The organism is Streptomyces sp. NPDC026206 (genome assembly GCF_040638465.1).
In the GTDB taxonomy this organism is placed as follows: domain Bacteria; phylum Actinomycetota; class Actinomycetes; order Streptomycetales; family Streptomycetaceae; genus Streptomyces.
On the sequence record NZ_JBEZYL010000001.1, the window covers coordinates 647,893 to 671,890 of the forward strand.

24 protein-coding genes and 1 tRNA gene are annotated in these 23,998 nt (G+C 72.2%); 17 read left to right on the plus strand and 8 right to left on the minus strand.

From position 1 onward, the window contains the following. Positions 1-22: 22 nt before the first annotated feature. Positions 23-796 carry a hypothetical protein gene (locus AB0F13_RS03035; protein WP_362074107.1) on the minus strand — a complete coding sequence of 258 codons (774 nt, stop codon included), beginning with the start codon at positions 794-796 and terminating at the stop codon, positions 23-25. A 152-nt stretch (positions 797-948) separates the two neighbouring features. On the opposite strand from AB0F13_RS03035, the gene AB0F13_RS03040 reads away from it, so the two are divergent. From AB0F13_RS03040 to AB0F13_RS03060, 5 genes are read left to right on the plus strand one after another with little or no spacing between them, the layout of a single operon-like run. Further along, complete coding sequence (locus AB0F13_RS03040; RefSeq protein WP_362074110.1) at positions 949-3,726, plus strand: nitrate- and nitrite sensing domain-containing protein; 2,778 nt, start codon at positions 949-951, stop codon at positions 3,724-3,726. Between the two features lie 50 nt (positions 3,727-3,776). Beyond that, positions 3,777-4,271: a roadblock/LC7 domain-containing protein gene (locus AB0F13_RS03045; protein ID WP_362074510.1), complete on the plus strand. Its 495-nt coding sequence runs from the start codon at positions 3,777-3,779 to the stop codon at positions 4,269-4,271. Next, positions 4,268-4,693, plus strand: a complete 426-nt coding sequence (locus AB0F13_RS03050; RefSeq protein WP_362074113.1) for a DUF742 domain-containing protein — start codon at positions 4,268-4,270, stop codon at positions 4,691-4,693. The genes AB0F13_RS03045 and AB0F13_RS03050 overlap by 4 nt, the downstream gene beginning before the upstream one ends. After that, positions 4,674-5,303 carry an ATP/GTP-binding protein gene (locus tag AB0F13_RS03055; RefSeq protein ID WP_362074116.1) on the plus strand — a complete coding sequence of 210 codons (630 nt, stop codon included), beginning with the start codon at positions 4,674-4,676 and terminating at the stop codon, positions 5,301-5,303. The genes AB0F13_RS03050 and AB0F13_RS03055 overlap by 20 nt, the downstream gene beginning before the upstream one ends. A gap of 25 nt (positions 5,304-5,328) precedes the next feature. Further along, positions 5,329-6,585, plus strand: a complete 1,257-nt coding sequence (locus tag AB0F13_RS03060) for a styrene monooxygenase/indole monooxygenase family protein (RefSeq protein ID WP_362074119.1) — start codon at positions 5,329-5,331, stop codon at positions 6,583-6,585. Positions 6,586-6,609: 24 nt separating this feature from the next. Here AB0F13_RS03060 and AB0F13_RS03065 read toward each other — a convergent pair whose 3' ends face one another. From AB0F13_RS03065 to AB0F13_RS03080, 4 genes are all read right to left on the minus strand, one after another. Further along, positions 6,610-7,755, minus strand: a complete 1,146-nt coding sequence (locus tag AB0F13_RS03065; RefSeq protein WP_362074122.1) for an NlpC/P60 family protein — start codon at positions 7,753-7,755, stop codon at positions 6,610-6,612. A gap of 154 nt (positions 7,756-7,909) precedes the next feature. Further along, positions 7,910-8,185 carry a hypothetical protein gene (locus AB0F13_RS03070; RefSeq protein ID WP_362074125.1) on the minus strand — a complete coding sequence of 92 codons (276 nt, stop codon included), beginning with the start codon at positions 8,183-8,185 and terminating at the stop codon, positions 7,910-7,912. A gap of 67 nt (positions 8,186-8,252) precedes the next feature. Continuing rightward, positions 8,253-9,038, minus strand: coding sequence for a TetR/AcrR family transcriptional regulator (locus AB0F13_RS03075; RefSeq protein ID WP_362074128.1), 786 nt, complete (start codon positions 9,036-9,038; stop codon positions 8,253-8,255). Between the two features lie 407 nt (positions 9,039-9,445). After that, complete coding sequence (locus tag AB0F13_RS03080) at positions 9,446-10,381, minus strand: diiron oxygenase (protein ID WP_362074131.1); 936 nt, start codon at positions 10,379-10,381, stop codon at positions 9,446-9,448. A gap of 178 nt (positions 10,382-10,559) precedes the next feature. On the opposite strand from AB0F13_RS03080, the gene AB0F13_RS03085 reads away from it, so the two are divergent. Continuing rightward, positions 10,560-11,657, plus strand: coding sequence for a ferritin-like domain-containing protein (locus tag AB0F13_RS03085; protein WP_362074513.1), 1,098 nt, complete (start codon positions 10,560-10,562; stop codon positions 11,655-11,657). Between the two features lie 152 nt (positions 11,658-11,809). Continuing rightward, the gene (locus tag AB0F13_RS03090) at positions 11,810-12,640 is read left to right on the plus strand and encodes a polysaccharide deacetylase family protein (RefSeq protein WP_362074134.1); all 831 of its coding nucleotides are present in this window, start codon (positions 11,810-11,812) and stop codon (positions 12,638-12,640) included. Here AB0F13_RS03090 and AB0F13_RS03095 read toward each other — a convergent pair. Then, positions 12,600-13,286, minus strand: a complete 687-nt coding sequence (locus tag AB0F13_RS03095) for a hypothetical protein (RefSeq protein WP_362074137.1) — start codon at positions 13,284-13,286, stop codon at positions 12,600-12,602. The two genes, AB0F13_RS03090 and AB0F13_RS03095, sit on opposite strands and share 41 nt — an antisense overlap. Positions 13,287-13,355: 69 nt before the next feature. Beyond that, positions 13,356-14,522, minus strand: a complete 1,167-nt coding sequence (locus AB0F13_RS03100; protein WP_362074140.1) for a helix-turn-helix transcriptional regulator — start codon at positions 14,520-14,522, stop codon at positions 13,356-13,358. A 217-nt stretch (positions 14,523-14,739) separates the two neighbouring features. On the opposite strand from AB0F13_RS03100, the gene AB0F13_RS03105 reads away from it, so the two are divergent. From AB0F13_RS03105 to AB0F13_RS03120, 4 genes are all read left to right on the plus strand, one after another. Further along, positions 14,740-15,012, plus strand: a complete 273-nt coding sequence (locus AB0F13_RS03105; RefSeq protein WP_362074143.1) for a helix-turn-helix transcriptional regulator — start codon at positions 14,740-14,742, stop codon at positions 15,010-15,012. A 132-nt stretch (positions 15,013-15,144) separates the two neighbouring features. Next, positions 15,145-15,732 carry a DUF6875 domain-containing protein gene (locus AB0F13_RS03110; RefSeq protein ID WP_362074146.1) on the plus strand — a complete coding sequence of 196 codons (588 nt, stop codon included), beginning with the start codon at positions 15,145-15,147 and terminating at the stop codon, positions 15,730-15,732. A 169-nt stretch (positions 15,733-15,901) separates the two neighbouring features. Then, a complete protein-coding gene (locus AB0F13_RS03115; RefSeq protein WP_362074148.1) occupies positions 15,902-16,099 on the plus strand; it encodes a hypothetical protein in 198 nt (65 codons plus the stop codon). A 434-nt stretch (positions 16,100-16,533) separates the two neighbouring features. Further along, the gene (locus AB0F13_RS03120) at positions 16,534-16,953 is read left to right on the plus strand and encodes a hypothetical protein (RefSeq protein ID WP_362074151.1); all 420 of its coding nucleotides are present in this window, start codon (positions 16,534-16,536) and stop codon (positions 16,951-16,953) included. Between the two features lie 289 nt (positions 16,954-17,242). Here the strand turns inward: AB0F13_RS03120 and AB0F13_RS03125 are convergent. Then, a tRNA-Arg gene (locus tag AB0F13_RS03125) sits at positions 17,243-17,314 on the minus strand. Positions 17,315-17,515: 201 nt separating this feature from the next. Between AB0F13_RS03125 and AB0F13_RS03130 the strand changes: the two genes are divergently transcribed. The 6 genes from AB0F13_RS03130 to thrB all read left to right on the plus strand — a co-directional run bounded on the left by AB0F13_RS03130 (position 17,516) and on the right by thrB (position 23,959). Continuing rightward, complete coding sequence (locus tag AB0F13_RS03130) at positions 17,516-17,962, plus strand: response regulator (protein ID WP_362074154.1); 447 nt, start codon at positions 17,516-17,518, stop codon at positions 17,960-17,962. A gap of 44 nt (positions 17,963-18,006) precedes the next feature. Then, a complete protein-coding gene (gene nrtL, locus AB0F13_RS03135) occupies positions 18,007-18,828 on the plus strand; it encodes an ArgS-related anticodon-binding protein NrtL (RefSeq protein WP_362074157.1) in 822 nt (273 codons plus the stop codon). A gap of 21 nt (positions 18,829-18,849) precedes the next feature. Further along, a complete protein-coding gene (gene lysA / locus AB0F13_RS03140) occupies positions 18,850-20,250 on the plus strand; it encodes a diaminopimelate decarboxylase (protein ID WP_362074160.1) in 1,401 nt (466 codons plus the stop codon). Positions 20,251-20,364: 114 nt separating this feature from the next. Further along, entirely contained in the window at positions 20,365-21,657 is a 1,293-nt protein-coding gene (locus AB0F13_RS03145; protein ID WP_362074163.1) for a homoserine dehydrogenase, read from the plus strand. Between the two features lie 46 nt (positions 21,658-21,703). Further along, positions 21,704-22,774 carry a threonine synthase gene (gene thrC / locus AB0F13_RS03150; RefSeq protein ID WP_362074516.1) on the plus strand — a complete coding sequence of 357 codons (1,071 nt, stop codon included), beginning with the start codon at positions 21,704-21,706 and terminating at the stop codon, positions 22,772-22,774. A gap of 270 nt (positions 22,775-23,044) precedes the next feature. Further along, the gene (thrB, locus tag AB0F13_RS03155; protein WP_362074166.1) at positions 23,045-23,959 is read left to right on the plus strand and encodes a homoserine kinase; all 915 of its coding nucleotides are present in this window, start codon (positions 23,045-23,047) and stop codon (positions 23,957-23,959) included. Positions 23,960-23,998 lie beyond the last annotated feature (39 nt).

Below are 23,998 nucleotides of genomic sequence, written 5' to 3' on the forward strand. Positions count from 1 at the left end.
GTGGCCCGGAGCGGGCCTGGGTCTACAGCTCGGCATAGACGGCCGCCGCGTCGTCGTGCGGTTTCCCGCGCCGGAAGGCCAGCCCGTCCGGGTCCGCCCGTTCCGCCCCGCGCACCCGGTCGATCAGGGCCCGCGGCCCCTCCTTCGCCAGGAGGGCGAAGCACTCGTCCCAGCCACCCGCGCCGAAGACCTCCACCCAGCGGGACGCGCCGTCGCTGAGCGCGGCCAGCGCCCGTACGTCCGCGCGCGCCGTGGAGCCCGTGATCGCGCGGGCGGACACGGCGGGATCGGCCGCCGCCGTGAAGAAGCCCCCCTCGGCGTTGCGCTGATCATCAGTCACCCGCCCGAGTGCCGCCAGGCGGCCGATCCGGTCGTCCAGCACGGCGGACACCGTGCCGTCCACGCCCTCGATCAGCAGCACGGAGTCGGACAGCACCAGGTGCTCCACCCGCTCCGCACCCCAGCGCGCCACGACGACGGTCGCCTGCGGGGTGAGCCGGTGGGCCAGGTCGCAGGTGACCCGGTGGGCGTCGGCCGTCCGCAGGACGGCGGCCGACAGGCACTGCGCCAGCGTCAGCTCCCGTCGGCCGCCGACAAGTTCGAGCAGCGCGCCACCGAGCCGGGCCGTGAACCACGGAACGCCGTGCGAGCAGCCCGACCCGCCGTCCGGCGGCGGCGTCACGCCGTCCAGCAGGACGAGGACGCCGCCCTCTCCCGAGGCGGGCAGAGCGACGGATGCGAAGTCCTCGTTCGGACGCCCCGGATCCCCGGGCTGAGCGGCGAGTTCGATACGCATGCGGCCAGTGTGCCGGATGCCCGAATTTCCGAGCCTGTTGACGCGCATCCTTCCGGCGCGCCGGGCGGTTTACCTGATGGAGCACTTGCCGGGGGAATGCGGTGGGTGCCACCAGCCAGGGGCCACCAGGGTGGGGCACGGACGACAGCAGATTGCGAGCACCGGTGCGGAAGAAGCGGCTTCGCGGCGGCCAGCGCGAACAGCAGACCACAGGAGTGCCGGAGCGCACCGCCCGCGTACGCAACCGGCTCATCGCCTCCGTCGCCGTCGTCTCCCTCGTGGTCCTCGGCGCGAGCGCCTTCGGAGTCGCCGACGCCATGCGCGACCTCGGTGACTCCCGGCGCCTGGCCGCCCTCGCCAGGACCGGCAGCGGCGCCGTCGCGCTCGCCCACGCCCTGGCCGACGAGCGCGACGCCATGACCGAGTACGTGGCCGGCGGCCGCGGCGGATCCCCCTCCTTCTCCGGCGGCGTGTCGGAGCACCAGCGCACACGCGTGGACCGCCAGATCGCGGAGTTCGGCCCGGGCGCGCCCGCGTCCGTGCGGCGGCGGCTCGACGACCTGCCCGAGGTGCGCCGCCGCGCCCTGGCCGGGCCCGTCGACGCCGTGGCGGCCTACACCGCGTACACCGCCACCATCCAGGCGCTGCACGGCGTCGCCGCCGGGCTCACCCAGCGGCTGCCCTCGCGCGCCCAGCCGGGCGAGGTGGTGGCCCTGCCCGCGCTCGGGCGCGCCGTCGAGGAGGCGTCCGCCACCCGCGGCCTGCTCCTGGCGGCTCTCGCAGCACGCGGCACACAGGCGCAGCTCGCCCTGACGGCCCAGCAGACCGGCCTGCGCGAACGGGCCTCGCTCGCCAACTTCCGCCAGCTCGCCCCCGCCGGGCTGCGCGCGGAGTACGCCCGTACGGTCAGCGGCCCCCAGGTCACCGCCGCCGAGGCCCGGCTGGCCCGGCTCATCGTCAGGCCGCAGCCGACGGCGGCGGAGGTGGAGCGGCCCGGGCCGGTGCGGGCGGAGCTGACCGCCCGCATCGACCGGATGCGCGGCCTGGAAACCGGGCTGGCCACGGAGGAGATGGCCCGCCTTGCGGCCCTGCGGGCCCACGACGTCACCGCCCTGGAGGTGCGCGGCGCACTCGCCGTCCTGGCCTTCCTGCTCGTGCTCGGCACGGGCATCCAGTGCACCCGCTCCGTGACCCGGCCGCTCGCCGCCCTGCGGCTCGGCGTGCGCCGTGTGTGCGCAGACCCGGTGGCCAAGGAGCCGGTCCCCTTCCAGGGCCGCGACGACGAGTTCGCCGAGGTCGCCCGGTCGGTCAATGTGCTGCACGGCACGGTCGTGCGGCTGCGGGAGCGCATCGCCCTTCTGGAGGGCGAGCGCAACCGCCTCGACGTGGCCCGGCAGGACCTCGCCGACGAGCGCGACGTGCTGCGCGGCAAGTTCCAGGAGCTCACCGAGCACATGGCAGGGCTCTCCGGGCGGGTGCACGCCACGTTCGTCAGCCTGTCGCGGCGCACGCTCGGGCTGGTCGAGCAGCAGCTGACCGTCATCGAGTCGATGGAGGCCCACGAGGCGGACCCCGACCGCCTGGAGGTGCTCTTCACGCTCGACCACCTCGCCACCCGCATGCGCCGCCACAACGAGAACCTGCTGGTCCTCGCCGGGGCCGAGCCCCGTAGCGGGCACGCCGGGGCCGTACCCCTGCTGGACGTCCTGCGGGCCGCCGTCAGCGAGATCGAGCGCTATCAAAGGGTGCGCATCCACTCCCTCCCGGCGCGGGCCCAGCTCATGGGCTTCGCCGCGGACGGCGTGAGCCATCTGGTGGCCGAGCTGCTGGAGAACGCCACCGCTTTCTCCCCGCCCGACGTCCAGGTCCAGGTCTCCGGCTGGCTGCTGGAGAACGGTGAGGTGATGCTCTCCGTCCAGGACGAGGGCATCGGGATGGCCCCCGAGCGGCTGGACGAGCTCAACGCCCTGCTCGCGGAGGCCGACCCGGACCCGCAGCGCACTCGCAGCGGGGAACGGGGCGAGCCCGTCATGGGCCTCGGCCTGTACGTGGCCGCGCGCCTCGCCGCCCGGCACGGCGTACGGGTGCAGCTGCGCGAGCAGCGGCCGGGCGGCATCACCGCCGTGGTGGTGCTGCCCGGGCACCTGCTGTCGGCCGAGCCCCCGGTCGTCTCCGACCCGGCCACCGCGCCCCCCGTCCCGGGAGCGGCGCGGACGGCCGGCCACGGCGGCCTGCCGGGTGCGGTCGCCGAGGCCAACTCGCACACGCTGCCCAGCCGTGCCCCACACCCCGCGGCGCCCGCGCCGACGCCGGCGCCGGCGCCCGTGCCGGGTCCGCGGCGGCACGCGCCGTGGGTCGGGCAGGACGACCGGACCATCGAACTCACGACGGTGCGCAGGCCGGCCCCGGACCGGGCCGAGCCACAGCCGCCCCCCTTCGGCCGGCACGCCCGCCAGGACGCCCCGCCACCGCGCGCCCACCGCCCGGAGCCGCTGAGGCCGCAACCGCTGCGTCCGGAGCCTCCACGTCCGGAGACCTTCCGTCACGAAGCTCCGCGTCAGGAGGCCCGGAGCCCGGAGGCCCGGAGCCCGCAGGCACTGCGTCCCGAACCCCTGCGTCCCGAACCCCTGCGTCCCGAGCCCCTGCGTTCCGAGGCGAGGCCTGAGTCCGGCCGGGGCCCCGGCACCGTCACCGGCACGGGCCTGCCCAAGCGGACGCCGAGGGTCGTGGCGCAGAAGCCCGTGCCGCTGAGCGTGCGCCAGGGCGTGGACGCGGAGTCGCTGCGCCGCAAGCTCGCCGGCTTCCAGCAGGGAGCGCGGGAGGGGCGCCGCGAGGCCGAGGCGGAGCTGACGGGGCTAGACGGTGGTACTGATCGGAACCGAGCGGGGGCGCCGGACGAGGGCGGCCCCGTCGAGGAGGCACGCGGTTGACTGCATTTTTCCGGGGGGCGGCGCCCGTAACCCCCGTTGGCACCCCTGGCATCACTGCCTTCGGGCTGAGCGACGAGGCCCGCAGTCTGCACTGGCTGCTGACCGACCTGGTCGAGGAGGTGCCCGGCGTGCTGTCCGTCGCCGTCGTCTCCTCCGACGGGCTGCTGCTGCTCTCGTCGTCCCCCGAGCACTCCAGGCCGCCCGGCATTCCCGGCGTCCCGGGGGCCGTCGGGCCGGGGTCGGAGGGCCCGCGCGGCTCCACCGCCGACCTCGCCACGATCGTCGCAGGCCTGGGCAGCCTGACCACGGGCGCGGCGACGCTGATGGACGGCGGCGCCGTCAAGCAGACGATGGTCGCGATGGACGGCGGCGGCCTCTTCGTCATGGCCATCAGCGACGGCTCGCTGCTGGGCGTCCACACCGCGCCGGACTGCGACATGGGTGTCGTCGCGTACCACATGGCGCTGTTCGTGGGCCGGGCCGGACACGTCCTGACCCCTGAACTGCGCAGGGAGCTCCGGCAGTCGGTGGAGGCCGTCAAATGAGCGCCGCAGCCCCCCGGCTGTGTCCGCCCGTCGGCCCCGCACCGGCGCTCAGGACCGCGCGCGTCCGCCCGTACTCGCTCACCGGCGGGCGCCCGCGCCTGGGACACCTGCTGCTCGTGGAGACCTTCGTGGCGGCGGCCCCGCCCGCCGGCGGATGCGGAACGCCGCCGGAGCAGCCCTCCGGCGGCGGGCTGGCCTCCCGGGTACTGCCCGAGGTGCGCGCCATCGTCGGGCTGTGCCGCCGGCTGCGCTCGGTCGCCGAGATCGCCGCCCTGCTGAAGATGCCGCTGGGCGTCGTGCGGGTCCTCCTCGGCGACCTGGCCGACCAGGGAAGGATCCGCGTCTACGGCACCGGCCATGCCACCGGGCGGCCCGACCGCGCGCTGCTCGAAAGGGTGCTGAGTGGACTACGCAGGCTCTGACACGACGGCGGTCCCGGCGACCGCCGCGGACCGGGCGCCTTGCTGGCAGACCGACCTCTCCCGGGCCCCCGCCGCCACCAAGATCGTCATCGCCGGGGGCTTCGGCGTCGGCAAGACCACCTTCGTCGGCTCCGTCTCCGAGATCACTCCGCTGCGCACCGAAGCGATCATGACGACCGCCGGGGAGGAGGTGGACGACCCGGTGGCCGTCCCCGAGAAGTCGACGACCACCGTCGCCATGGACTTCGGGCGCATCACCCTCGAAGCCGACCTGGTCCTCTACCTCTTCGGCACGCCCGGCCAGAAGCGGTTCTGGTTCATGTGGGACGACGTCGTGCGCGGTGCCATCGGCGCGATCGTGCTCGTCGACACCCGGCGGCTGGCCGACTGCTTCCCGGCCCTCGACTACTTCGAGAGCAGCGGCCTGCCGTACGTCGTCGCCGTCAACCACTTCGAGGGCACGCCCCGGCACACCCCCGGGGCGGTGCGCGAGGCGCTCGCCCTGGCCCCGGACGTACCGGTCGTGACCATGGACGCCCGGCAGCGGATCACGGTCGTCGAGACGCTGCTGACCCTCGTCGGCCGGGCCCTCGACGTCAACCCTGCGTGAACACCGAGCGGAGGCGAGCGCATTCGTGCGACGGATTCTCATAGTCGGAGCCGGCCAGTCCGGTCTCCAGCTGGCCCTGGGGCTGCAGGCCAAGGGCTACGACGTGACGGTCATGTCCAACCGGACGGCCGAGGAGATCCGCTCCGGGCGGGTGATGTCCACCCAGATCATGTTCCGCACGGCCCTGCGGTACGAGCGCGAACTGGGCCTCAATTTCTGGGAGGGCCTCGCCCCGCGCGTCGAGGGCCTGGGCATCTCCGTGGCCGGCACCGTGCCCGGCGTCGCCGGTGTGCAGCGCCCGGTCGACTGGGTGGGACGGCTCGACGGCTACGCCCAGTCCGTCGACCAGCGCGTGAAGATGGCCGGGTGGCTGGACGCCTTCACCGAGCGCGGCGGCCGGCTCGTCGTCCACGGCGCGGCCGTCTCCGACCTGGACTTCCTCGCCCACCGCTACGACCTGGTGCTGGTCGCGGCGGGCAAGGGCGAACTGGTCTCGCTCTTCGCCCGCGACGCCGCGCGCTCGCCCTACGCCGCCCCGCAGCGCTCCCTCGCCCTCGCCTACGTCCACGGCCTGGGCCCGCGCGCCGAGCACCCCGAGTACGACGCCGCCCGCTGCAACCTGGTGCCCGGCGTCGGCGAGCTCTGGGTCATCCCCACGCTCACCACCTCCGGCCGTGCCGACATCCTCTTCTGGGAGGGCGTGCCCGGCGGTCCCCTCGACGTCTTCCACGACATCGACGGGCCCGGCGAGCACCTGGCCCGCACGCTGGAGCTGCTGGAACGGTTCGCGCCCTGGGAGTACGGGCGTGCCACCACGGTCGAGCTGACGGACGCCCGGGCCACGCTGGCCGGCCGCTACGCCCCGACCGTCCGCGACCCCGTCGGCCGGCTGCCCTCCGGCGGGCTGGTCCTCGGCGTCGCGGACGCCGTCGTCGTCAACGACCCGCTGACCGGCCAGGGCGCGAACTCGGCCGCCAAGTGCGCGGCCTCCTACCTCGCCTCCATCGTGGAGCGGGGGGAGGAGCCCTTCGACGCGCACTGGATGCGGACGGCCTTCGAGCGGTACTGGGCCTCGGCCCGGCACGTCACCCGCTGGACCAACGCCATGCTGGCGCCGCAGGCCGGGCACGTGCGCGGCCTCCTCGCCGCGGCCGGCGGCCTGCAGCAGGTCGCCGACCGGTTCGCCAACGGCTTCGACGACCCCTCGGACTTCGAGGACTACTTCTTCGAGGCGGCGAAGGCCGAGGCGTACGTCGCGGAGGCCATGGCGACAGCCGGGTGAGGCGGCCGCCGGGGCGGGGTGCGCCTACCGCCCCGGCGCGTCCGCCGGCCCGTACCCGGTGTCCTCCCCGGCGGCCGCGCCGTCGGGCAGCTCCGGGGGCACGTACGAGCTCATCGGGGCCTGCCCCGCGTCCGGGCGCACCGCACCGAGGAGCGGGTTCGCGGCGATGGGCGAGACCTTGACGTAGGCGCCGGGCCGGGGGGCCTGTATCACCTGGCCGTTGCCGATGTAGAGCGCCACGTGCGTGGCGCCCTCGAAGTAGAGGACGAGGTCGCCGGGGCGCAGCTCGTTCAGCGGCACCCGGGGGAGCGACTTCCACTGGTCCTGGCTGGTGCGGGGGATCGCGCCGCCAGCATGCGCCCAGGCCTGGGAGGTGAGCCCGGAGCAGTCGAACGAATCCGGCCCCGCCGCCCCCCACACGTAGGGCTTGCCGACCTGCTGGTAGGCGTACTCCAGCGCCTTGCCGCCGGCTCTCGACGGTGCCTTGGCGCCGCCGAGCGCACCCGAGGACAACAGCTTGCGCTGGGCGTCGCTTATGCCGCGCTGCTCCAGCAGCCGCACGTCGGCGAGCTGGCCGGGCGTCAGCGAGGCCAGCAGCTGCTCGACCTCGGACAGCTTCCGGCGGACCGCGTCCTGCTGCTTCTTCTGGCCGGCGGCCAGGGTCTGCTGGGTGTTCAGCGCCTCCCGCGCCCGGGAGGCGAGGGCGGCGGCCCGCTGCTCGCCGTCGGCGAGCCGGTCGACGGTGCTCGCGCGGCGTCCGGCGGCACGGGCGATCTCGTGGCTACGGTCCATCGCCTGCTGGGGGTCGGAGCCGAGCAGGAACTCCATGTAGGGCGACAGGGAGCTGCCCCGGGTGCCCCGGTACTGCTCGCGGGCCAGCCGGCCGGCGTCGTTGCGGCTGCCGGTGAGCGCGATCCGGGCGTCGGCCAGCTCGTCGTTGAGCTTGTCGACCTCGACGCGCTGGCGCTTGAGCTTCTCCGCGGTCGCGTTGTAGGTCTCGGTGGCCTCCTCGGCCTGCCGGTAGAGCGTCTGGAGCCGGTTCAGCAGCGCGCTGACCGACCGGTCGGGCGGACCGGTGGGCGCCGCGCCCGCCATCGGCGCGGGCATGGCGAGCACGGTGCTCGCCACCAGCGCCGCCGCGCAGACACTGCGCACGAACCGTCCTGACACGGGCTCACCTCCGGTAACGGGCATGATCGCGCCCTCGTGGAGGATCGTCCCATGCGCAGTATTACTAACAGGGGCGCTGTGGGCGAAACCGCCTAATGTGCTTCACTCTCGGGCCGGTCGGCCGTCACCCACGTGGCCGCCAGGAAGCCCGGGGCTACTGGGGCGGCCGGGACCAGGGCCACCGGAGCCGGCCTGCTCCGGTCCGGCCCTCGGGGTCGTAGGCGTACTTCCACCCCTTGGGGAGTCCCAGGCGGCGCGTCGTGCCCGCCGGGACCCGCCGGTAGACGTGCACGGTCGGCGCCCCGCCGTCCTCGACGGCCGGCACCGGGATCTTGTACGTCTTGGGCGGCAGCCCGGTGGTTCCCAGCAGCACGGGCAGCACCCGCCCGTCCAGCGGCCCGCCCTCGAAGGGTGTCTCTTCGCTTCTCACGGGCCCAGTGTCCGTCAGCGGTGTTCGTCGGCCGGTATCAGGTGCCGCAGACAGGCCGCCGGGTCGCTCATGTACCGCCGCCAGTGGTCCACGAGCGGCAGATCCCGCCACTGAACCCGCTGCACGCCGTGCTCACCAGGTGCCCGGCGTCCGCGACGACCGGCGCGACCCGGCGGGCCAGGTCGCCCACCCGCCCGTCGGCCGGCTCCAGGGCCAGCGCCGCGCGGGCCGCACGAGCGGTCTGCGGGTCGCTCGCCGCCGTGGCCGTGAGCAGCGCCACGAAGTGGTCGACCAGCCAGTCGCGCAGCTCCTTCAGCGGCGGCTGCTTCTCCTCGTCGAGCCAGATCAGCGAGGCGGCCTCGACGGCCGTGATCCACGTGCGCACCATCATGCGCAGCCGCACCCCCGGGTCGGGCACCGCCAGGTGCTTGAGGATCTGCGCGGCGGCGGCCCGGCGCACCTCGTCGACGATGGCGCCCGTGCGCGAGGTCTCCGCGACGCTGCCGCCCTGCAGCAGCGCGCTGAAGCCCGCGTCGTGCCCGTCGACGAAGGCGAGGTAGCGGTCGAGCGCGGCGGCGAGCCGCCCCGTGAGGGGGCCGGTCTGGGGCTCTGCGAAGCACAGTTCGAGATCGTCGGCTGCGCTGCGCAGGGCGGCCTCGTACAACTGCGGCTTGCCACCGGGGAAGTAGCGGTAGACCAGCGGCCGGGAGACCCGGGCGGCGGCCGCGACGTCGTCGAGGGAGACGTCCTCGGGGGAGCGGTGGGCGAAGAGCCCGAGCGCCGCGGTGATCAGCTGCGCGCGGCGCTCGTGGACGCTGAGCCTGCGGTAGGAGGCGGTTCCGCTGCCGGTCATGCACGGCAGAGTAACCGGCCCGCCGCTCCGGCCCGCAGCCCGGAGCCCCTCCACAACCGCCGGCCGGGGCCCCGCAGCACGTCGGTGTTGCGCAGGCCGTACCGAGGTGCGGCTTTGCCGCGTGGCTGGTGCCGGTCCGCTGTTCAGGCCAGTAGTCCGGAGCTTCTCCACAAGCGCCGGCCGAGGCCCCGCAGCACGCCGATCTCCTCCAAGCTGTGTCGATGTGCGGCTGCGCCGCGTGGCCGTGAGGCGGGTGGCTGGTGCCGGTCCGCTGTTCAGGCCAGTAGTCCGGAGCTTCTCCACAAGCGCCGGCCGAGGCCCCGCAGCACGCCGATCTCCTCCAAGCTGTGTCGATGTGCGGCTGCGCCGCGTGGCCGTGAGGCGGGTGGCTGGTGCCGGTCCGCTGTTCAGGCCAGTAGTCCGGAGCTTCTCCACAAGCGCCGGCCGAGGCCCCGCAGCACGCCGATCTCCTCCAAGAAGTCCGTGAGGCGACGCGCGCCCGTCTGCATGACCTCGCGCCGGTGGGGGCTGGCCTTGACCTGGGCGACGGCCTCGCGGCGGTCGAGACCGACGTTCGTATACACCTCGGGGTTGACGAACGCGACCGAGAAGACACGTGCCGCCTCGCCCGAGCTGACGCGCGTCAGCTCCGCCTCCCAGCGCGGGCAGGACACCATCTGGCGCCGCAATTCCTCACGGGCGTAGCGCACATGGCGTGCCTCCTCCACCACGTGGATGCGGGTGACCCCGCGCACGAGCGGCTGGACGCGCTCGTCGGGGAAGGTCAGGCGCTGCATGTAGTCCAGGATCTCCTCGCCCAGGAGGGTGCATGCGAAGGATCCCGGCGTGGTCGAGACGGTCTTCAGGACGCGGGCCAGGTTGTGGTGCATCCGGCCGACCGGGTAGGCGGGGGCACCGCCCCGCTCGATCATCCGGGCGAACATCTTCGAGTGCCGGCACTCGTCGGCGATCTCGGTCAGCGCATAGCGGACGTGCGCGCTGGTGACGGGCTTGTCGTAGATGTGACGGACCAGCAGCTGCATCAGGATGATCTCGAACCAGATGCCGAGCGAGGCGAGCGACGCGGCCTCGTGCCGGGCGAGCTCCATGCGCTGCTCCTCCGGCATCCGCCGCCACAGCGGGGTGTCGTAGAGCGAGACCAGTTCGGGGGGCCAGTACCACTTGCCGGGCTCGGACGGCGCGTCCCAGTCGAGCTCGGTGTCGGGGTCGAAGGAGTGCTTCGCGGCGGACTCGAGCAGCCGTTCGGCGACGCGCTCGCGGTCCTTGAGCGGGCCGAGCGCGTCCCGGAGCCGGAGCAGGTGTCCATCAGGCGCGGTCGTCATGGCCGATTCCACCTCATGTTCGAGTTACCCGGGGTAAGTTCTTATGAGACCGCCTGTCAGCAAGACCCGTCAAGCCCCTCGGCATGCCGGACGTTCCGGTCATTGACCCGGCGGCGAACCCCGTGTGAGCCTGCACAACACCCGTGCGTGCAAGGCCGGCAAGGGACAGGAGGCGTCCATGACGACGCGCGAGCTCTACACACAGGACCCCGGTGAACCCGTCTGGGAGGTGCCCGCATCCGGCGCCGCCCGCTTGAGCTGGGACTACGACGACGGTCGCGAACGGCTCCTCGCCCTTTATCAGAAGGGCAAGGACAAACAGTGGGATTCCTCCAAGCGCATCGACTGGGACCAGGAAGTGGACCCATACGATCCGTTGGGCGTGCCCGACGAGAACCTCGTCATCCACGGCACCCCCTACTGGACGAAGATGAGCGAGGCCGACAAGCGCGAACTGCGCCGCCACTACGCCTCCTGGCAGTTCAGCCAGTTCCTGCACGGGGAGCAGGGTGCCCTGGTCTGCGCCACCCGCATCGTGGAGTCCGTGCCCGACCTGGACGCGAAGTTCTACTCCGCCACCCAGGCCATGGACGAGGCCCGGCATGTGGAGATCTACAGCCGATTCCTGCACGAGAAGATCGGAATGCTCTATCCGGTCAACACCAGTCTTCAGTCGCTGCTCGACGACACCCTGCGCGACTCCCGCTGGGACATGCCCTACCTGGGCATGCAGGTGTTGATCGAGGGACTCGCTCTCGCGGCCTTCGGAATGCTGCGTGATTCGACCGAAAAGCCACTTCCCAAGCAGATCCTTGCGTATGTGATGCAGGACGAGGCGCGCCATGTCGCTTTTGGCCGGATGGCGTTGCGGGACTACTACAAACAGCTTTCGGACGCGGAACTTCGCGAGCGCGAGGAGTTCGTGATCGAGGGCTGCTACCTCATGCGGGACCGGCTGCGCGGCGAGGAGGTGCTGGCCGGCTTCGGTATCCCCGCTGCGGAGGCCGCACAGTTGAGCGAGCAGTCCGCGTACCTGCAGATCTTCCGGAAGTTGCTCTTCAGCCGCATTGTGCCGTGCGTGAGGGATATCGGCCTGTGGGGCGAAAGGCTCCAACGAGCCTACGCGGACATGGGGGTATTCGAGATGGGCGACGCAAATCTCGATCAACTGATGGCCCAGGACGAGGAGATCGCCGAACAGCTCGACGCCCGCCGATTCGCCGAGGAGGAGGCGGCCCGTAAGGCGGAGATCGCCGAAACGATCGCGGAAGGGTAACAGTAGTGCGCTAATCGCGGACTTTACATGGACCCCGTGCCTGTCCTGTCTCAATTCTGTGAGCAATGACGCGTCGCGGAACGTCCTGCGGTAGACGGGCCGTCTACGCGGGCAGGGAGAAACACAGGTGCGCGAGGGGGTGTGGGAAGTCCATGGCTCGACTGACTGCCCAGAGGCGGCACATCGCGATCGCAGCGGGAGGGGTGCTGGCTCTCGCCGGAGTGATATCGGGGACGGTGGCCGTGGCCACGGAGGACTCCGGCGGCAGGGATCCGTTCGCACAGGGGCCGGTGATGCCGGGCCCCGACGGCAAGGGGCGGACCGGCGCGCCGCCGTCGAGCCCCGGGCCGGGCCCCGACCCCGGCCCGTCCGCTCCCGTGTCGGCGGAGCTGGCGCACGAGACGGAGAGCGGCGGCAAGAGCGTCGCCCTCACCATCGACGACGGCCCCGATCCGACGTGGACACCCAAGACGCTGGCGGTGCTGAAGCAGAACGGGATCAAGGCCACCTTCTGCATGATCGGACCGTCGGCCAAGGCGTATCCCGCCCTGGTCAAGCAGGTCCTGGCCGACGGCCACCGGCTCTGCGACCACTCCGTCGACCACAACACCGCGATGGACAAGAGGTCGGAGGACTACCAGAAGCAGCAGGTCCTCGACGCGCAGAAGATGATCGAGGACGTCGCGGGCGGTGGCGTGAAAGTGCGCTACTACCGCGCGCCCGGCGGGGCGTTCACCCCGTACAGCCGTCAGCTCGCCGCGGACCACGGCATGCGGCCGCTCGGCTGGAGCGTCGACACCCACGACTGGCAGCGGCCGGGCGTGGAGCGCATCGTCGAAACGGTCAAGCGCGAGATCGGCAACGGCCCCATCATCCTTCTCCACGACGGGGGAGGGGAGCGCAGCCAGAGCGTGGAGGCGCTGAGCCGTTGCATCACCTGGCTCAAGGAGCAGGGGTACAGGTTCGACTTCCCGAAGATCTGACGGCCGAAGATCTGACGGCCCGGGACGTGGCGGCCGCCGTGAGCCCGGCGGCCGTGGACGCGGTGCTCGTGGACGCCGAGTCCGTGGACGCCGGGCCCGGGGGGCCGGCTCCCGGGGGACCGAGAGGGGGAAAAGCGAGGGCCAGCAGGGGCGAGGCGGATTGCCGGCCCGAGACCGTGGCGGGGAAGTCCTTCGGTACGTAGAGCACTTCGCCCTTGTGCAGCCGCATGCGCAAGGGTTCGGGACGGGCCGGCGGGTGGACGCTGCAGTCGCAGCCGCGGTCGATCGGAACGATCAGGAGATCACCGTCGGCCACGAGCTCCTGGCCCGGTGACCCGGGCGGCGCGCAGGCGTGGAAGGCGGTCACCGTGCAGCCGAGCGCCTCGCCCAGAAAGCGGGCTAACGGCTCGGCCTCCGGGCCGGCGGGCAGGAGCGCCCCCCGGGCCGGTCCGGGCGCGGAGCCGGCGGTCCGGGCTGCCGCCCTGGCCGCGAGGCCGTCGAGGAAGCCGGCCGGTTCGCTCTCCGGCCACACCAGCGCGGTCCTGTGCCCGCGGTGCACCGACAGAGCCAGCGCGATGTCCCCGGCGTACGTGCGGATGTCCGCGTACGTGCGGATGTCCGCGTCCGTGACGTCGGCGTTGTGCATGGGCCCCTCCGGCCGGTCGTCTCCTCGGGGGATCCTGACGGGGTGGCTGCCGGGGCGCCAGTCACGAATTCACGGTCCCGTGACGGTGCATGCGCATGCGGGCCGCCCGTCGTCCTCAACGGGCCCGTCACCCGCCTTGTCCGTCTCCTCCGTCTCGTCCGTCTCGTCGGTCTCCTCCGGCGCCGTCAGCCCGGCGCGGGCGGCCAGGATGCCGGCCTGGAAGCGGCTGTCCGCGCCCAGCGTCTCCATGATGTCCGCGATGTGGCGGCGCGTCGTACGCAGCGACATCCCGAGCCTGCGGGCGATCGACTCGTCCTTCAGGCCGGCTGCCAGCAGCCGTACGATCGTCAGGTCGACCTCCTTCGCGACGCGTTCGAGCCCGTCCTGGCCGGCGTCCGAGAACAGCGTGGCGTGGGTCCAGGTCTGCTCGAAGATCTCGCAGAGGTACGCGACGACGGACGGCTCCCGGATGGCCACGGCGCCCCAGGTGCCGAGGTGGTCGGGGATGAACGCCAGCTCACGGTCGAAGACGATGATCCGGCCGAACAGCTCGTGCGCGGTGCGGTACTCCGCTCCGAGCGCCGAGGCCGCGGCGACGTACGCCTGACTGGGGCCGTTGAACCGGGCGGTGTGGTGGTAGAGCGTCCGGATGCGGATGCCCCGTTCGAGCAGGGCGGTGTCGCGGGCGAGGGCCTCCGTCATGGCCTCCGGGTCGCGGCTGCCGCCGGGCTGGCTGGTCATCATCTCCGTACGGCACTCCGCGGAGGCGCGGTTGAGTGCGGCGCGTACCTCCTCCAGACTGGGTATGACCTCCAGGGCACAAGGGGCGGTCCCGGCGCGGCCGCGCAGGAAGCGTTCCCTGAGCCGTTCGAAGTCGTCATGGACGCGCTGGAGCCGCAGCTGGCTCCGGTGGATCGACTCCTGTAAAGGGGCGGTGAGCGTGCCGACGACGGCGTCGGGGTCGACGGCGCGGGCGCGGGCGGGGGAGCCGGTCGCGGCCTCGGCGATCACCAGCCGAAGGGCCGTCAGTTTCGCGAGGGCCGCACGGGCGTCGCCGGGGCGGATCCCGAGATCGGCGGCGGCGCGCAGCGGGTCGGCGCTCTGATGGTCGAGCACCCAGCCGTACACGGCCGTCTCCTCCCCGCTGAGGGGCGCCGTGGAGCCGGGGACCGCCGGGGAGGCATCGGCCGTGTCAGAGGCGTCCGACGCCTGGCCGTCGTTTATGTCCATACTCATTCCCACTCATCCCCTGCTCGCCTTGCTGCCAGGCAGTTTGATGATCCCTTCCGCGCGTGGTGGCACGGCCGGGGATCCGGCAGGCTGTTCCTGCCGGCCAAGCCCCCCACCACGGGACGCCCCGCACCCGAACCACTGTGCGGATCTTAACGACGAATGCCCGTAATAGCGGTCAACCGGCGGCGCCCGTGCCCCCACAAGGAAGGCAGGAAGACAGATGAGTCAAGGGATACCGCAGGCTCTGGCAGTGCTCTCCGAGCGGGAACTCGAGGTGCTCGGCCACCTCGCGGACGGCCACACCTACGCCGCGATCGCCCGCCGCATGGGCGTCAGCGCCCACACCGTCGACACCTACCTGCGCCGCATCCGCGGCAAGACGGGCATCCGCAACCGCACCCAGCTCGCCCTCCTCGCCGCCTCCTTCGGCCGCCCCCACGCCGCCCCGCCGGCCGCGTCGCCGATGGCGTCGATGCCGCGCATGGGCGCCTGATCGCATCGCACGGGTCCCGGCATCACGTGACTTGAGGGGGATTCCCGGGCGCAGAAAACTCTCTCGTACGTACCGTCGAGAGAGGGACCGCATGCGCTTTGGCCTTTGCCGCCCGCCCGCCGAGGCTCCGCGATGAGCACTTCCGCCCTGAACGCCTCCCGGGTCCTGGGCGACCCCGCCGCCCCCGCCTGGGCTGCGGAGACCGCCCGCTGGGCACGCGACGAGCTGGGCGCCCCCGTGCCCGGGCTCGGCCGGTCCGGCACGCTGTGCCCCTACATGCCCAGGGCGTTGCACGAGCAACGCGTCGAACTGATCGAGTGCGCACTGCCCGGCATCTGCGCCACGGACCTCGCGACGCATCTGCGGCGCTCGGCGCGGGAGTTCGCCGAGGAAGCCGGCCGCCTCGCACCGGCGGAGGCCCTGTTGAGCTGCCGGATCGTGGTGTACACCGCGCTGGCCGTGCCGGACCGGGTACTGACCGAAGTACGCCGCCGGGTGAAGCCGCAGCTGCTCGCCCAGGGCCTGACAACCGGCGAGTTCTTCCCCGAGAGCGACGACCGGAGCGTGCGCAACCCCGCCGTCCCGATCGCCCGGTCCCCCTGGCCGGCTCTCGTCCTGCGCCACTCCACCCCGCACGACCGGATCTTCCTGACCGACCAGCCGGAGCTCTACCGGGTCTTCCGGGAGGCCGGCCCGGGCATCAACGCCGCCGCGGCCTAGGAAACATTCCATAAATCCCTGTTCGCCCCCTCTGTCCCCCATTCCCTTTCGTGCACGGCAGTTTGCTGACACCCGTGATCGCTGGCTGCCGGGCCGCACATCCCCGCATATTGGTCCTGCCGGCCCCAACCGGCGCCTCCTCCACACCCCGCGATACCAAGAGGACCCCATGAAGCGCATCGCCGCCCTGGTCGCCGCCCCCGTCGCCGCGGCCCTCCTCGCCCTGGCCACCCCAAGCCACGCGGCGACCCCCACCCCCGCGACCACCCAGGCGAGCGCCCAGACCTCCCAGCACGTCGTCACCCCCGCACCGGGCGCGCACCGCCCCGGCACGAAGGGCACCAACGACAGCAGCTGGGGCGGCTGACTCCCCCGCAGCCGCCCGCCCGAGGCCCCGGACCCGACGTCCCCCCGTCGTCGACCGGGGCCTCGGTGCGTCCGGCTCACGCCCCCACGAGCCCACGACCCGCGCACACAACAGCTGGGCGGCCCACGCATGAGGCGTCCCGGCTATGCCGGCGGACAAGCAGTCGGACATGTCCCGGACAGCCGCTGAACAGGCCGGACATGGTGCGGCCTGTCCCGGACAGCCCAGGCTGTTCCATCCAGGCAGGCCACGCAACAGGCTGCGAGTAACCGAGGCGATCGAGCCGGCATGCGATGTGGGCGGCCGTATCCCTCCAAGACAGATGCTGCTGAGGCTCTGTACATGGCCGGCTCTTCTGGGCTTGTGCGCTTTGGTGAAATCGCAGCCGACCCACAGCAGCTCAGATACCTGACGGAATGACGAAAGGCAGGCCCGTGAAACTTTCACGCACACTGGCGGTCACCGTGCCGCTGCTGGCCACGGTCACTCTCATCACTGCAACCCCGGCCTCCGCCGCCTCGTACAGCGGAGCAAACGCATACGCCCGCGGCGGCATCGACAACGTGACCTCCAAATACATGGGCGGCGGAATTCACGAGCTGTCCCTCCATCGCCCCGTTGCCACCGATCTGAAGAAGAAAGACGGCTGGCGCCCGGTCCTGAAGGTCATTTGGAAGGACTACATTGCAGGGAATCCCACCAAGGAGAGGACCATCGGGCTCGGTGATGATGACGGTGACACCCACTACTTCGCAGACGTCGCGATCGCCACGAAGTACCCGAAGTCCGTGACGTTCAAGATCTGCAGTCGAAAGTCCGTCACCCTGAAATGCACAAATCTCAGCAAGCGCTGACAGGCTCGTTCCCGGCCCTGCGGCCCACGGTCTGGTCGGATCTGTCTCGGTCAGGCCAGCGAGGTCAGGAGCCCTGGGAGTGGGGGTAGCAGCCACAGATGGCGGCCGTGACAGTAATGGCCGTGGTCATCGTCGCCACTCACGCGCCACTCACGCGCCACTCACGCGCCACTCACGCGTGACCAGTGACAGACAATGACAAAGACCCGGACTCAGTGGGACTGAGTCCGGGCCTTCGTGCTTGGCACTCCCGCATGTCAGCCGCCCTACGGCGCTGGTTGCTGCGAAGTGCCCCCGGCAGGATTCGAACCTGCGCACACGGCTCCGGAGGCCGTTGCTCTATCCCCTGAGCTACGGGGGCGTGTCATCCGCTCGTTCGCGGCGACGGGATGAACATTACCAGCTCCTGGTGGGTGCGAGGCAACGGTGATCGAAAACGGGCCGGGTGGAGGGGTGGCGCAGGAGGTGGGGGCGTGGGGGGTGGTCGGGGGGAGGTCGCCCGGGCGGGGTGGAAGTGGGGAAAACCCGGACGCGGGAAGGGGCGCGCGCCTAGTCTCGGGTTGTGCCTGGCTTGTCCGGCCGGGTCCTTGTTGTGGACGACAACAAGGTCATCCGGCAGTTGATCAGGGTCAACCTCGAGCTCGAAGGCTTCGAGGTCGTGACCGCGGCCGATGGTGCCGAGTGCCTGGAGATCGTGCACCGGGTGCGTCCCGATGTGGTGACCCTCGATGTCGTCATGCCCCGGCTCGACGGGCTGCGCACCGCCGCCCGGCTGCGGGCCGACGCGCGGACGCGGGGCATACCGATCGCGATCATCAGTGCCTGCACGCAGCCGGAGGCGGAGAGCGGGTGGTCCGCCGGGGTGGACGCGTTCTTGGCCAAGCCCTTCGAGCCGGGGGAGATGGTCCGGCTCGTGCAGCGGCTCATGCGCTGCCACGGGGGAGAGGCAGGGGTGCCGGAAGCGGTGGCTCCAGGGGAGGCGGGACCGGTCGTCCGTCCCGCTGGGTGAAACCTGTTCGCGGAGCTGCCCCCCTTCTCCCCTAGGCTGGTCCTGTGACCCCCGCCGATCTCTCCCGCACCGTGTTGCACACCGTGCGCCGCGCCGTCGAGGCCGACGAGCTGCGCGCCACCGTGCCGGCGCGGGTCAGCGTGCGGGTGCCGCCCCGGCCCGGGTGCGGGGACTACGCCACGAACGTCGCCCTGCGGCTCGCCAAGGACAGCGGCCGCCCCGCCCGGGAGATCGCCGAGGTGCTGCGCCGGCGGCTGGCCGCCGAACCCGGCATCGCGCGCGTCGACATCGCCGAACCGGGGTTCCTCAACATCACGCTCGACGGAGCCGTCGGCGGGGGCATCGTCCGGGAGGTGCTCGGCGCGGACTTCCGCCGGGGCGAGCCCTTCGGGCTCCGGCCGGATCCCGCCCTCCTGGAGCGGCTCGGCTCCGACGCCGCCCGCTGGAGCCTCCTGTGCCCCCCGGGCCTCGACCGGGATCTGCTGCTCGTCCAGCGTGAGAGCAACCCCCTCTTCCGCGTGCGGTACGCCCACGCCCGTACGCACGCACTCCTGCGCAACGCCCGTGACCTGGGGTTCACGGCCGACGCCGGAGATCTGTCCGAGGACAGCGCCGGGCCCCTCCTCGCTGCCCTCGCCGATCACTCCCGCGTCGGTGCCACCCGCGCCGCCGACCGGCTCGCCCGGCATCTCGAACGGACCGCCGAGGCGTTCCTGCGCTGGCAGGCCGACTGCCCCACGCTGCCCCGCGGCGACGAGAAACCCTCGGTCGTCCACCGCGCCCGCCTGGCCCTCGCCGAGGCCACGGGCAAGGTGCTGGCTGACGGCCTGAACCAGCTCGGCATCACCGCACCCGCACAACTCTGAGCATCCGAGGAGATCAGAGCCATGAGCCGCTCCGCCCACCCCGCCGGGCCCCGTTACGCCGACGTCCTTCCCGAGGGGCGCTCCGCTTCGAGCACCGCGCCGCCCGCCGACCTCAACGCGCTCGACCCGCGCGTGTGGGCCCGTACCGTCGCGCGGGGCGCCGACGGGATCGTCACCGTCGGCGGCATCAGTGTCCAGCGGCTCGCCGAGGAGTTCGGCACGCCCGGCTTCTTCCTCGACGAGGACGACTTCCGGCAGCGGTGCCGCGCGTGGCGTGACGCCTTCGGGCCCGACGCCGACGTCTTCTACGCGGGCAAGGCCTTCCTCTCCCGTGCGATCGTGCGCTGGCTCCACGAGGAGGGGTTGAACCTCGACGTCTGCTCCGGCGGTGAGCTCGCCACCGCGCTCGACGCCGGAATGCCCGCCGAGCGGATCGCCCTGCACGGGAACAACAAGTCCACCGAGGAGATCACCCGCGCCGTCGAGGCCGGCGTGGGCCGCATCGTCGTCGACTCCTTCCAGGAGATCGTCCGCGTCGCGCACATCGCACAGGGCCTCGGCAGGCGCCAGCCCGTCCAGATCCGGGTGACGGTAGGCGTCGAGGCGCACACGCACGAGTTCATCGCCACCGCCCACGAGGACCAGAAGTTCGGCCTCGCGCTCGCCGGCGGCCAGGCGGCCGAGGCCGTGCGGCGTGCCCTCAAGCTCGACGGGCTGGAGCTCATCGGCATCCACTCCCACATCGGCTCGCAGATCTTCGACATGGCCGGCTTCGAGGTCTCCGCCCGGCGCGTGGTCCAGCTGCTCGCCGAGGTCCGCGACGAGCACGGCGTGGAGCTTCCCGAGATCGACCTCGGTGGTGGCCTCGGCATCGCCTACACCTCGGACGACGACCCCCGCGAGCCGCACGAGATCGCGACGGCCCTGCACGACATCGTCACCCGCGAGTGCAACGCCGCCGGGCTCGCCGTGCCGCGGATCTCCGTCGAGCCCGGGCGCGCGATCGTCGGCCCGACCGCCTTCACGCTGTACGAGGTGGGCACGGTCAAGGAGCTCACGGGCCTGCGGACGTACGTCAGCGTCGACGGCGGCATGTCGGACAACATCCGTACCGCGCTGTACGACGCCGACTACTCCGTCGCGCTGGTCTCCCGGAGCTCCACCGCCGAGCCCATGCTGTCCCGCGTCGTCGGCAAGCACTGCGAGTCCGGCGACATCATCGTGCGCGACGCCTTCCTGCCCGCCGACGTGGCGCCCGGCGACCTGCTCGCCGTCCCGGCCACCGGCGCGTACTGCCGCTCGATGGCCAGCAACTACAACCACGCGCTGCGGCCCCCGGTCGTCGCCGTGCGCGAGGGCGAAGCACGTGTGATCGTGCGACGTGAGACGGAGGAGGACCTGCTCCGTCTCGATGTCGGCTGACCGGAAAACCGCAAGGAATCGAGAGACAGATCTCGAATACTGGAACGAGGGCGGAATCCCCCTTCCGGTGAGTGAGACTGGTATCTACCAAAGATGTACGAGAAACGAGGTCGGATGATGCGTACGCGTCCGCTGAAGGTGGCGCTGCTGGGCTGCGGAGTGGTCGGCTCTGAGGTGGCGCGCATCATGACGACGCACGCGGACGACCTCGCGCAGCGCGTCGGGGCGCCCGTCGAACTCGCCGGCATCGCCGTGCGCCGCACCGGCCGGGCACGGGCCGGGGTGCCCGAGGAGCTGATCACCACCGATGCCACCGCGCTGGTCAAACGCGGCGACATCGACGTGGTCATCGAGGTCATCGGCGGCATCGAGCCCGCGCGCGGCCTGATCACGACGGCCTTCGAGCACGGCGCCAGCGTCGTCTCCGCCAACAAGGCGCTGCTCGCGCAGGACGGCGCCGCCCTGCACGCCGCCGCCGGGCAGCACGGCGCGGACCTGTACTACGAGGCCGCCGTGGCCGGCGCCATCCCGCTGGTACGGCCGCTGCGCGAGTCCCTGGCCGGTGACAAGGTCAACCGTGTGCTCGGCATCGTCAACGGCACGACCAACTTCATTCTCGACAAGATGGACTCCAGCGGCGCCGGTTACTCCGAGGCGCTCGACGAGGCCACCGCGCTCGGCTACGCCGAGGCCGACCCGACCGCGGACGTCGAGGGCTTCGACGCCGCCGCGAAAGCCGCCATCCTGGCCGGCATCGCCTTCCACACCCGGGTGCGCCTCGACGACGTCTACCGTGAGGGCATGACGGAGGTCACCGCGGCGGACTTCGCTTCCGCGAAGCGGATGGGCTGCACCATCAAGCTTCTCGCCATCTGCGAGCGGGCCGCCGACGGGCGGTCCGTCACCGCCCGCGTGCACCCGGCCATGATTCCGCTGAGCCACCCGCTCGCCTCCGTGCGCGAGGCGTACAACGCGGTGTTCATCGAGGCCGAGGCGGCGGGCCAGCTGATGTTCTACGGGCCGGGCGCGGGCGGCTCGCCGACCGCCTCGGCGGTCCTCGGCGACCTCGTGGCGGTCTGCCGCAACAAGCTCGCCGAGTCCACCGGCCCCGGCGAGTCCGCCTACACGCGGCTGCCGGTGAGCCCGATGGGAGATGTGGTGACGCGCTATCACATCAGCCTCGACGTCGCCGACAAGCCGGGTGTCCTCGCCCAGGTCGCCACGGTCTTCGCCGGGCACGGCGTCTCCATCGACACGGTCCGCCAGCAGGGCAAGGACGGCGAGGCGTCCCTCGTCGTGGTCACGCACCGGGCCGCCGACGCCGCACTGTCGGCGACGGTCGAGGCGCTGCGGGCGCTGGAGACGGTCCGCGGGGTCGCGAGCATCATGCGGGTCGAGGGCGAGTAAGGCGAGTACGGGGATCTAAGGGGATCACGAAGCAATGTCTGCGAACATCAGCCGTCCCGGCACCCACCAGTGGCGCGGCATCATCGAGGAGTACCGCGACCGTCTGCCGGTGACCGCCGGTACGCCGGTCGTCACGCTTCGCGAGGGCGGCACCCCGCTCGTACCGGCGCAGGTGCTCTCCGAGCGCACCGGCTGCGAGGTCCACCTGAAGGTGGAGGGCGCCAACCCCACGGGGTCCTTCAAGGACCGCGGCATGACCATGGCCATCACACGGGCGAAGGAGGAGGGGGCGCGGGCCGTCATCTGCGCCTCCACGGGCAACACCTCCGCCTCCGCCGCGGCCTATGCCGTACGGGCCGGAATGGTCTGTGCCGTGCTGGTGCCGCAGGGCAAGATCGCGCTCGGCAAGATGGGCCAGGCGCTGGTCCACGGCGCCCGCATCCTCCAGGTCGACGGCAACTTCGACGACTGCCTGGACCTGGCCCGTGCGCTGTCCGACAACTACCCGGTGGCGCTGGTCAATTCGGTCAATCCGGTCCGTATCGAGGGTCAGAAGACCGCCGCGTTCGAGATCGTGGACGCGCTCGGCGACGCGCCCGACATCCACGTCCTGCCGGTGGGCAACGCGGGCAACATCACCGCCTACTGGAAGGGCTACCGGGAGTACGCGGCCGACGCCATCGCCTCCCGCACTCCCCGGATGTGGGGGTTCCAGGCCTCCGGTTCCGCGCCGATCGTGCGCGGGACACCGGTGAAGGACCCGCACACCATCGCCACCGCGATCCGCATCGGCAACCCCGCCTCCTGGCGGTTCGCCGAGCAGGCGCGGGACGAGTCGGGTGGCCTCATCGACGAGGTGACCGACCGACAGATCCTGGCCGCCTACCGGCTGTTGGCCGCGCAGGAGGGCGTCTTCGTCGAGCCCGCCTCGGCCGCCGGCGTCGCCGGTCTGCTCAAGGCCGCCGAGCTGGGCCTGGTCGACCCGGGCCAGCGCATCGTCTGTACGGTCACGGGCAACGGCCTCAAGGACCCGGACTGGGCGGTGGCGGGCGCGCCGCAGCCGGTCACCGTGCCGGTGGACGCGGGTGCCGCCGCCGAGCACCTCGGCCTGGCGTAGGGAAGAACGAGCGGTTTTGCCGGGGTGACCGAAAAGCGCCCCGACAACCCCGCCCAGCAGCCCCCAAAGCCGACAAAGAAGCACAGGAAATGGCGCGACACGCATCGTGCGCCTCCTGTGCGCCCTATGTCGTCAGTGAACCTTCCTTCGATAGGCTGTGCTCACTCCGCCCCGTCGCAGACCGTGCCGCCTCCCACGCGGCATTGCCGTCGCGGCCCTTGCGGATGTCGCACGCCCTGCCAAGGCCACACCAAGGAGAGTCATCGAGCGATGGCCGGTCCCGCGTTCCGCGCCGCCGCCGTCCGAGTGCGCACCCCCGCCACCAGCGCAAATCTCGGTCCCGGCTTCGACGCCCTCGGCCTGTCCCTGGGGCTCTACGACGATGTCGTGGTCCGGGTGGCGGAATCCGGGCTGCACATCGACATCGCCGGGGAGGGCGCAGACACCCTCCCGCGCGACGAGAGCCATCTGCTCGTACGGGCCCTGCGCACCACTTTCGATCTGCTCGGCGGCCAGCCGCGCGGCCTGGAGGTCGTCTGTGCCAACCGCATTCCGCACGGCCGGGGCATGGGCTCCTCCTCGGCCGCAATCTGCGCGGGCATCGTCGCCGCCCGCGCGGTGACCATAGGCGGGGCCGACAGGCTCGACGACGCGGCGATGCTCGAGCTGGCCACCGAGATCGAGGGTCACCCCGACAACGTCGCCGCCTGCCTGCTCGGCGGTTTCACCCTCGCCTGGATGGAGGCGGGCGTCGCCCGGGCCATTCGGATGGACCCTGCGGATTCCATCGTTCCGGTGGTCTTCGTGCCGTCGAGACCCGTACTGACCGAAACCGCGCGCGGGCTGTTGCCGCGCAGCGTCCCCCATGTGGACGCGGCCGCCAACGCCGGGCGCGCGGCGCTGCTCGTCGAGGCCCTGACCAGGCGCCCCGAGCTGCTGCTGCCGGCCACCGAGGACCGGCTCCACCAGGACTACCGCTCCCCGGCGATGCCGGAGAGCGTGGCCCTGGTCAACCGACTGCGGGCGGACGGCGTGCCCGCGGTCATCTCCGGTGCGGGCCCCACGGTGCTCGCGCTGGTCGAGAACGGTGCGGCCGACAAGGTCGCACGGCTGGCGGGCGAGGGGTGGGCGGCCAACCGGCTGGCCCTCGACGCCGGGGGGACGAGCGTGCTGCCGCTCGCCTGACCAGTGGCGTCCGGGGAATCCGGGCCCACGAAAAACGCG

Excerpts from the sequence above, each read along its gene's own strand:
- AB0F13_RS03035 (WP_362074107.1), bottom strand. The coding sequence starts at position 796 with ATGCGTATCGAACTCGCCGCTCAGCCCGGGGATCCGGGGCGTCCGAAC.
- AB0F13_RS03050 (WP_362074113.1), top strand. The coding sequence starts at position 4,268 with ATGAGCGCCGCAGCCCCCCGGCTGTGTCCGCCCGTCGGCCCCGCACCG.
- AB0F13_RS03075 (WP_362074128.1), bottom strand. The coding sequence starts at position 9,038 with ATGACCGGCAGCGGAACCGCCTCCTACCGCAGGCTCAGCGTCCACGAG.
- AB0F13_RS03080 (WP_362074131.1), bottom strand. The coding sequence starts at position 10,381 with ATGACGACCGCGCCTGATGGACACCTGCTCCGGCTCCGGGACGCGCTC.
- AB0F13_RS03085 (WP_362074513.1), top strand. The coding sequence starts at position 10,560 with ATGACGACGCGCGAGCTCTACACACAGGACCCCGGTGAACCCGTCTGG.
- AB0F13_RS03090 (WP_362074134.1), top strand. The coding sequence starts at position 11,810 with ATGGCTCGACTGACTGCCCAGAGGCGGCACATCGCGATCGCAGCGGGA.
- AB0F13_RS03095 (WP_362074137.1), bottom strand. The coding sequence starts at position 13,286 with ATGCACAACGCCGACGTCACGGACGCGGACATCCGCACGTACGCGGAC.
- AB0F13_RS03100 (WP_362074140.1), bottom strand. The coding sequence starts at position 14,522 with ATGAGTATGGACATAAACGACGGCCAGGCGTCGGACGCCTCTGACACG.
- AB0F13_RS03105 (WP_362074143.1), top strand. The coding sequence starts at position 14,740 with ATGAGTCAAGGGATACCGCAGGCTCTGGCAGTGCTCTCCGAGCGGGAA.
- AB0F13_RS03110 (WP_362074146.1), top strand. The coding sequence starts at position 15,145 with ATGAGCACTTCCGCCCTGAACGCCTCCCGGGTCCTGGGCGACCCCGCC.
- AB0F13_RS03115 (WP_362074148.1), top strand. The coding sequence starts at position 15,902 with ATGAAGCGCATCGCCGCCCTGGTCGCCGCCCCCGTCGCCGCGGCCCTC.
- lysA (WP_362074160.1), top strand. The coding sequence starts at position 18,850 with ATGAGCCGCTCCGCCCACCCCGCCGGGCCCCGTTACGCCGACGTCCTT.
- AB0F13_RS03145 (WP_362074163.1), top strand. The coding sequence starts at position 20,365 with ATGATGCGTACGCGTCCGCTGAAGGTGGCGCTGCTGGGCTGCGGAGTG.
- thrB (WP_362074166.1), top strand. The coding sequence starts at position 23,045 with ATGGCCGGTCCCGCGTTCCGCGCCGCCGCCGTCCGAGTGCGCACCCCC.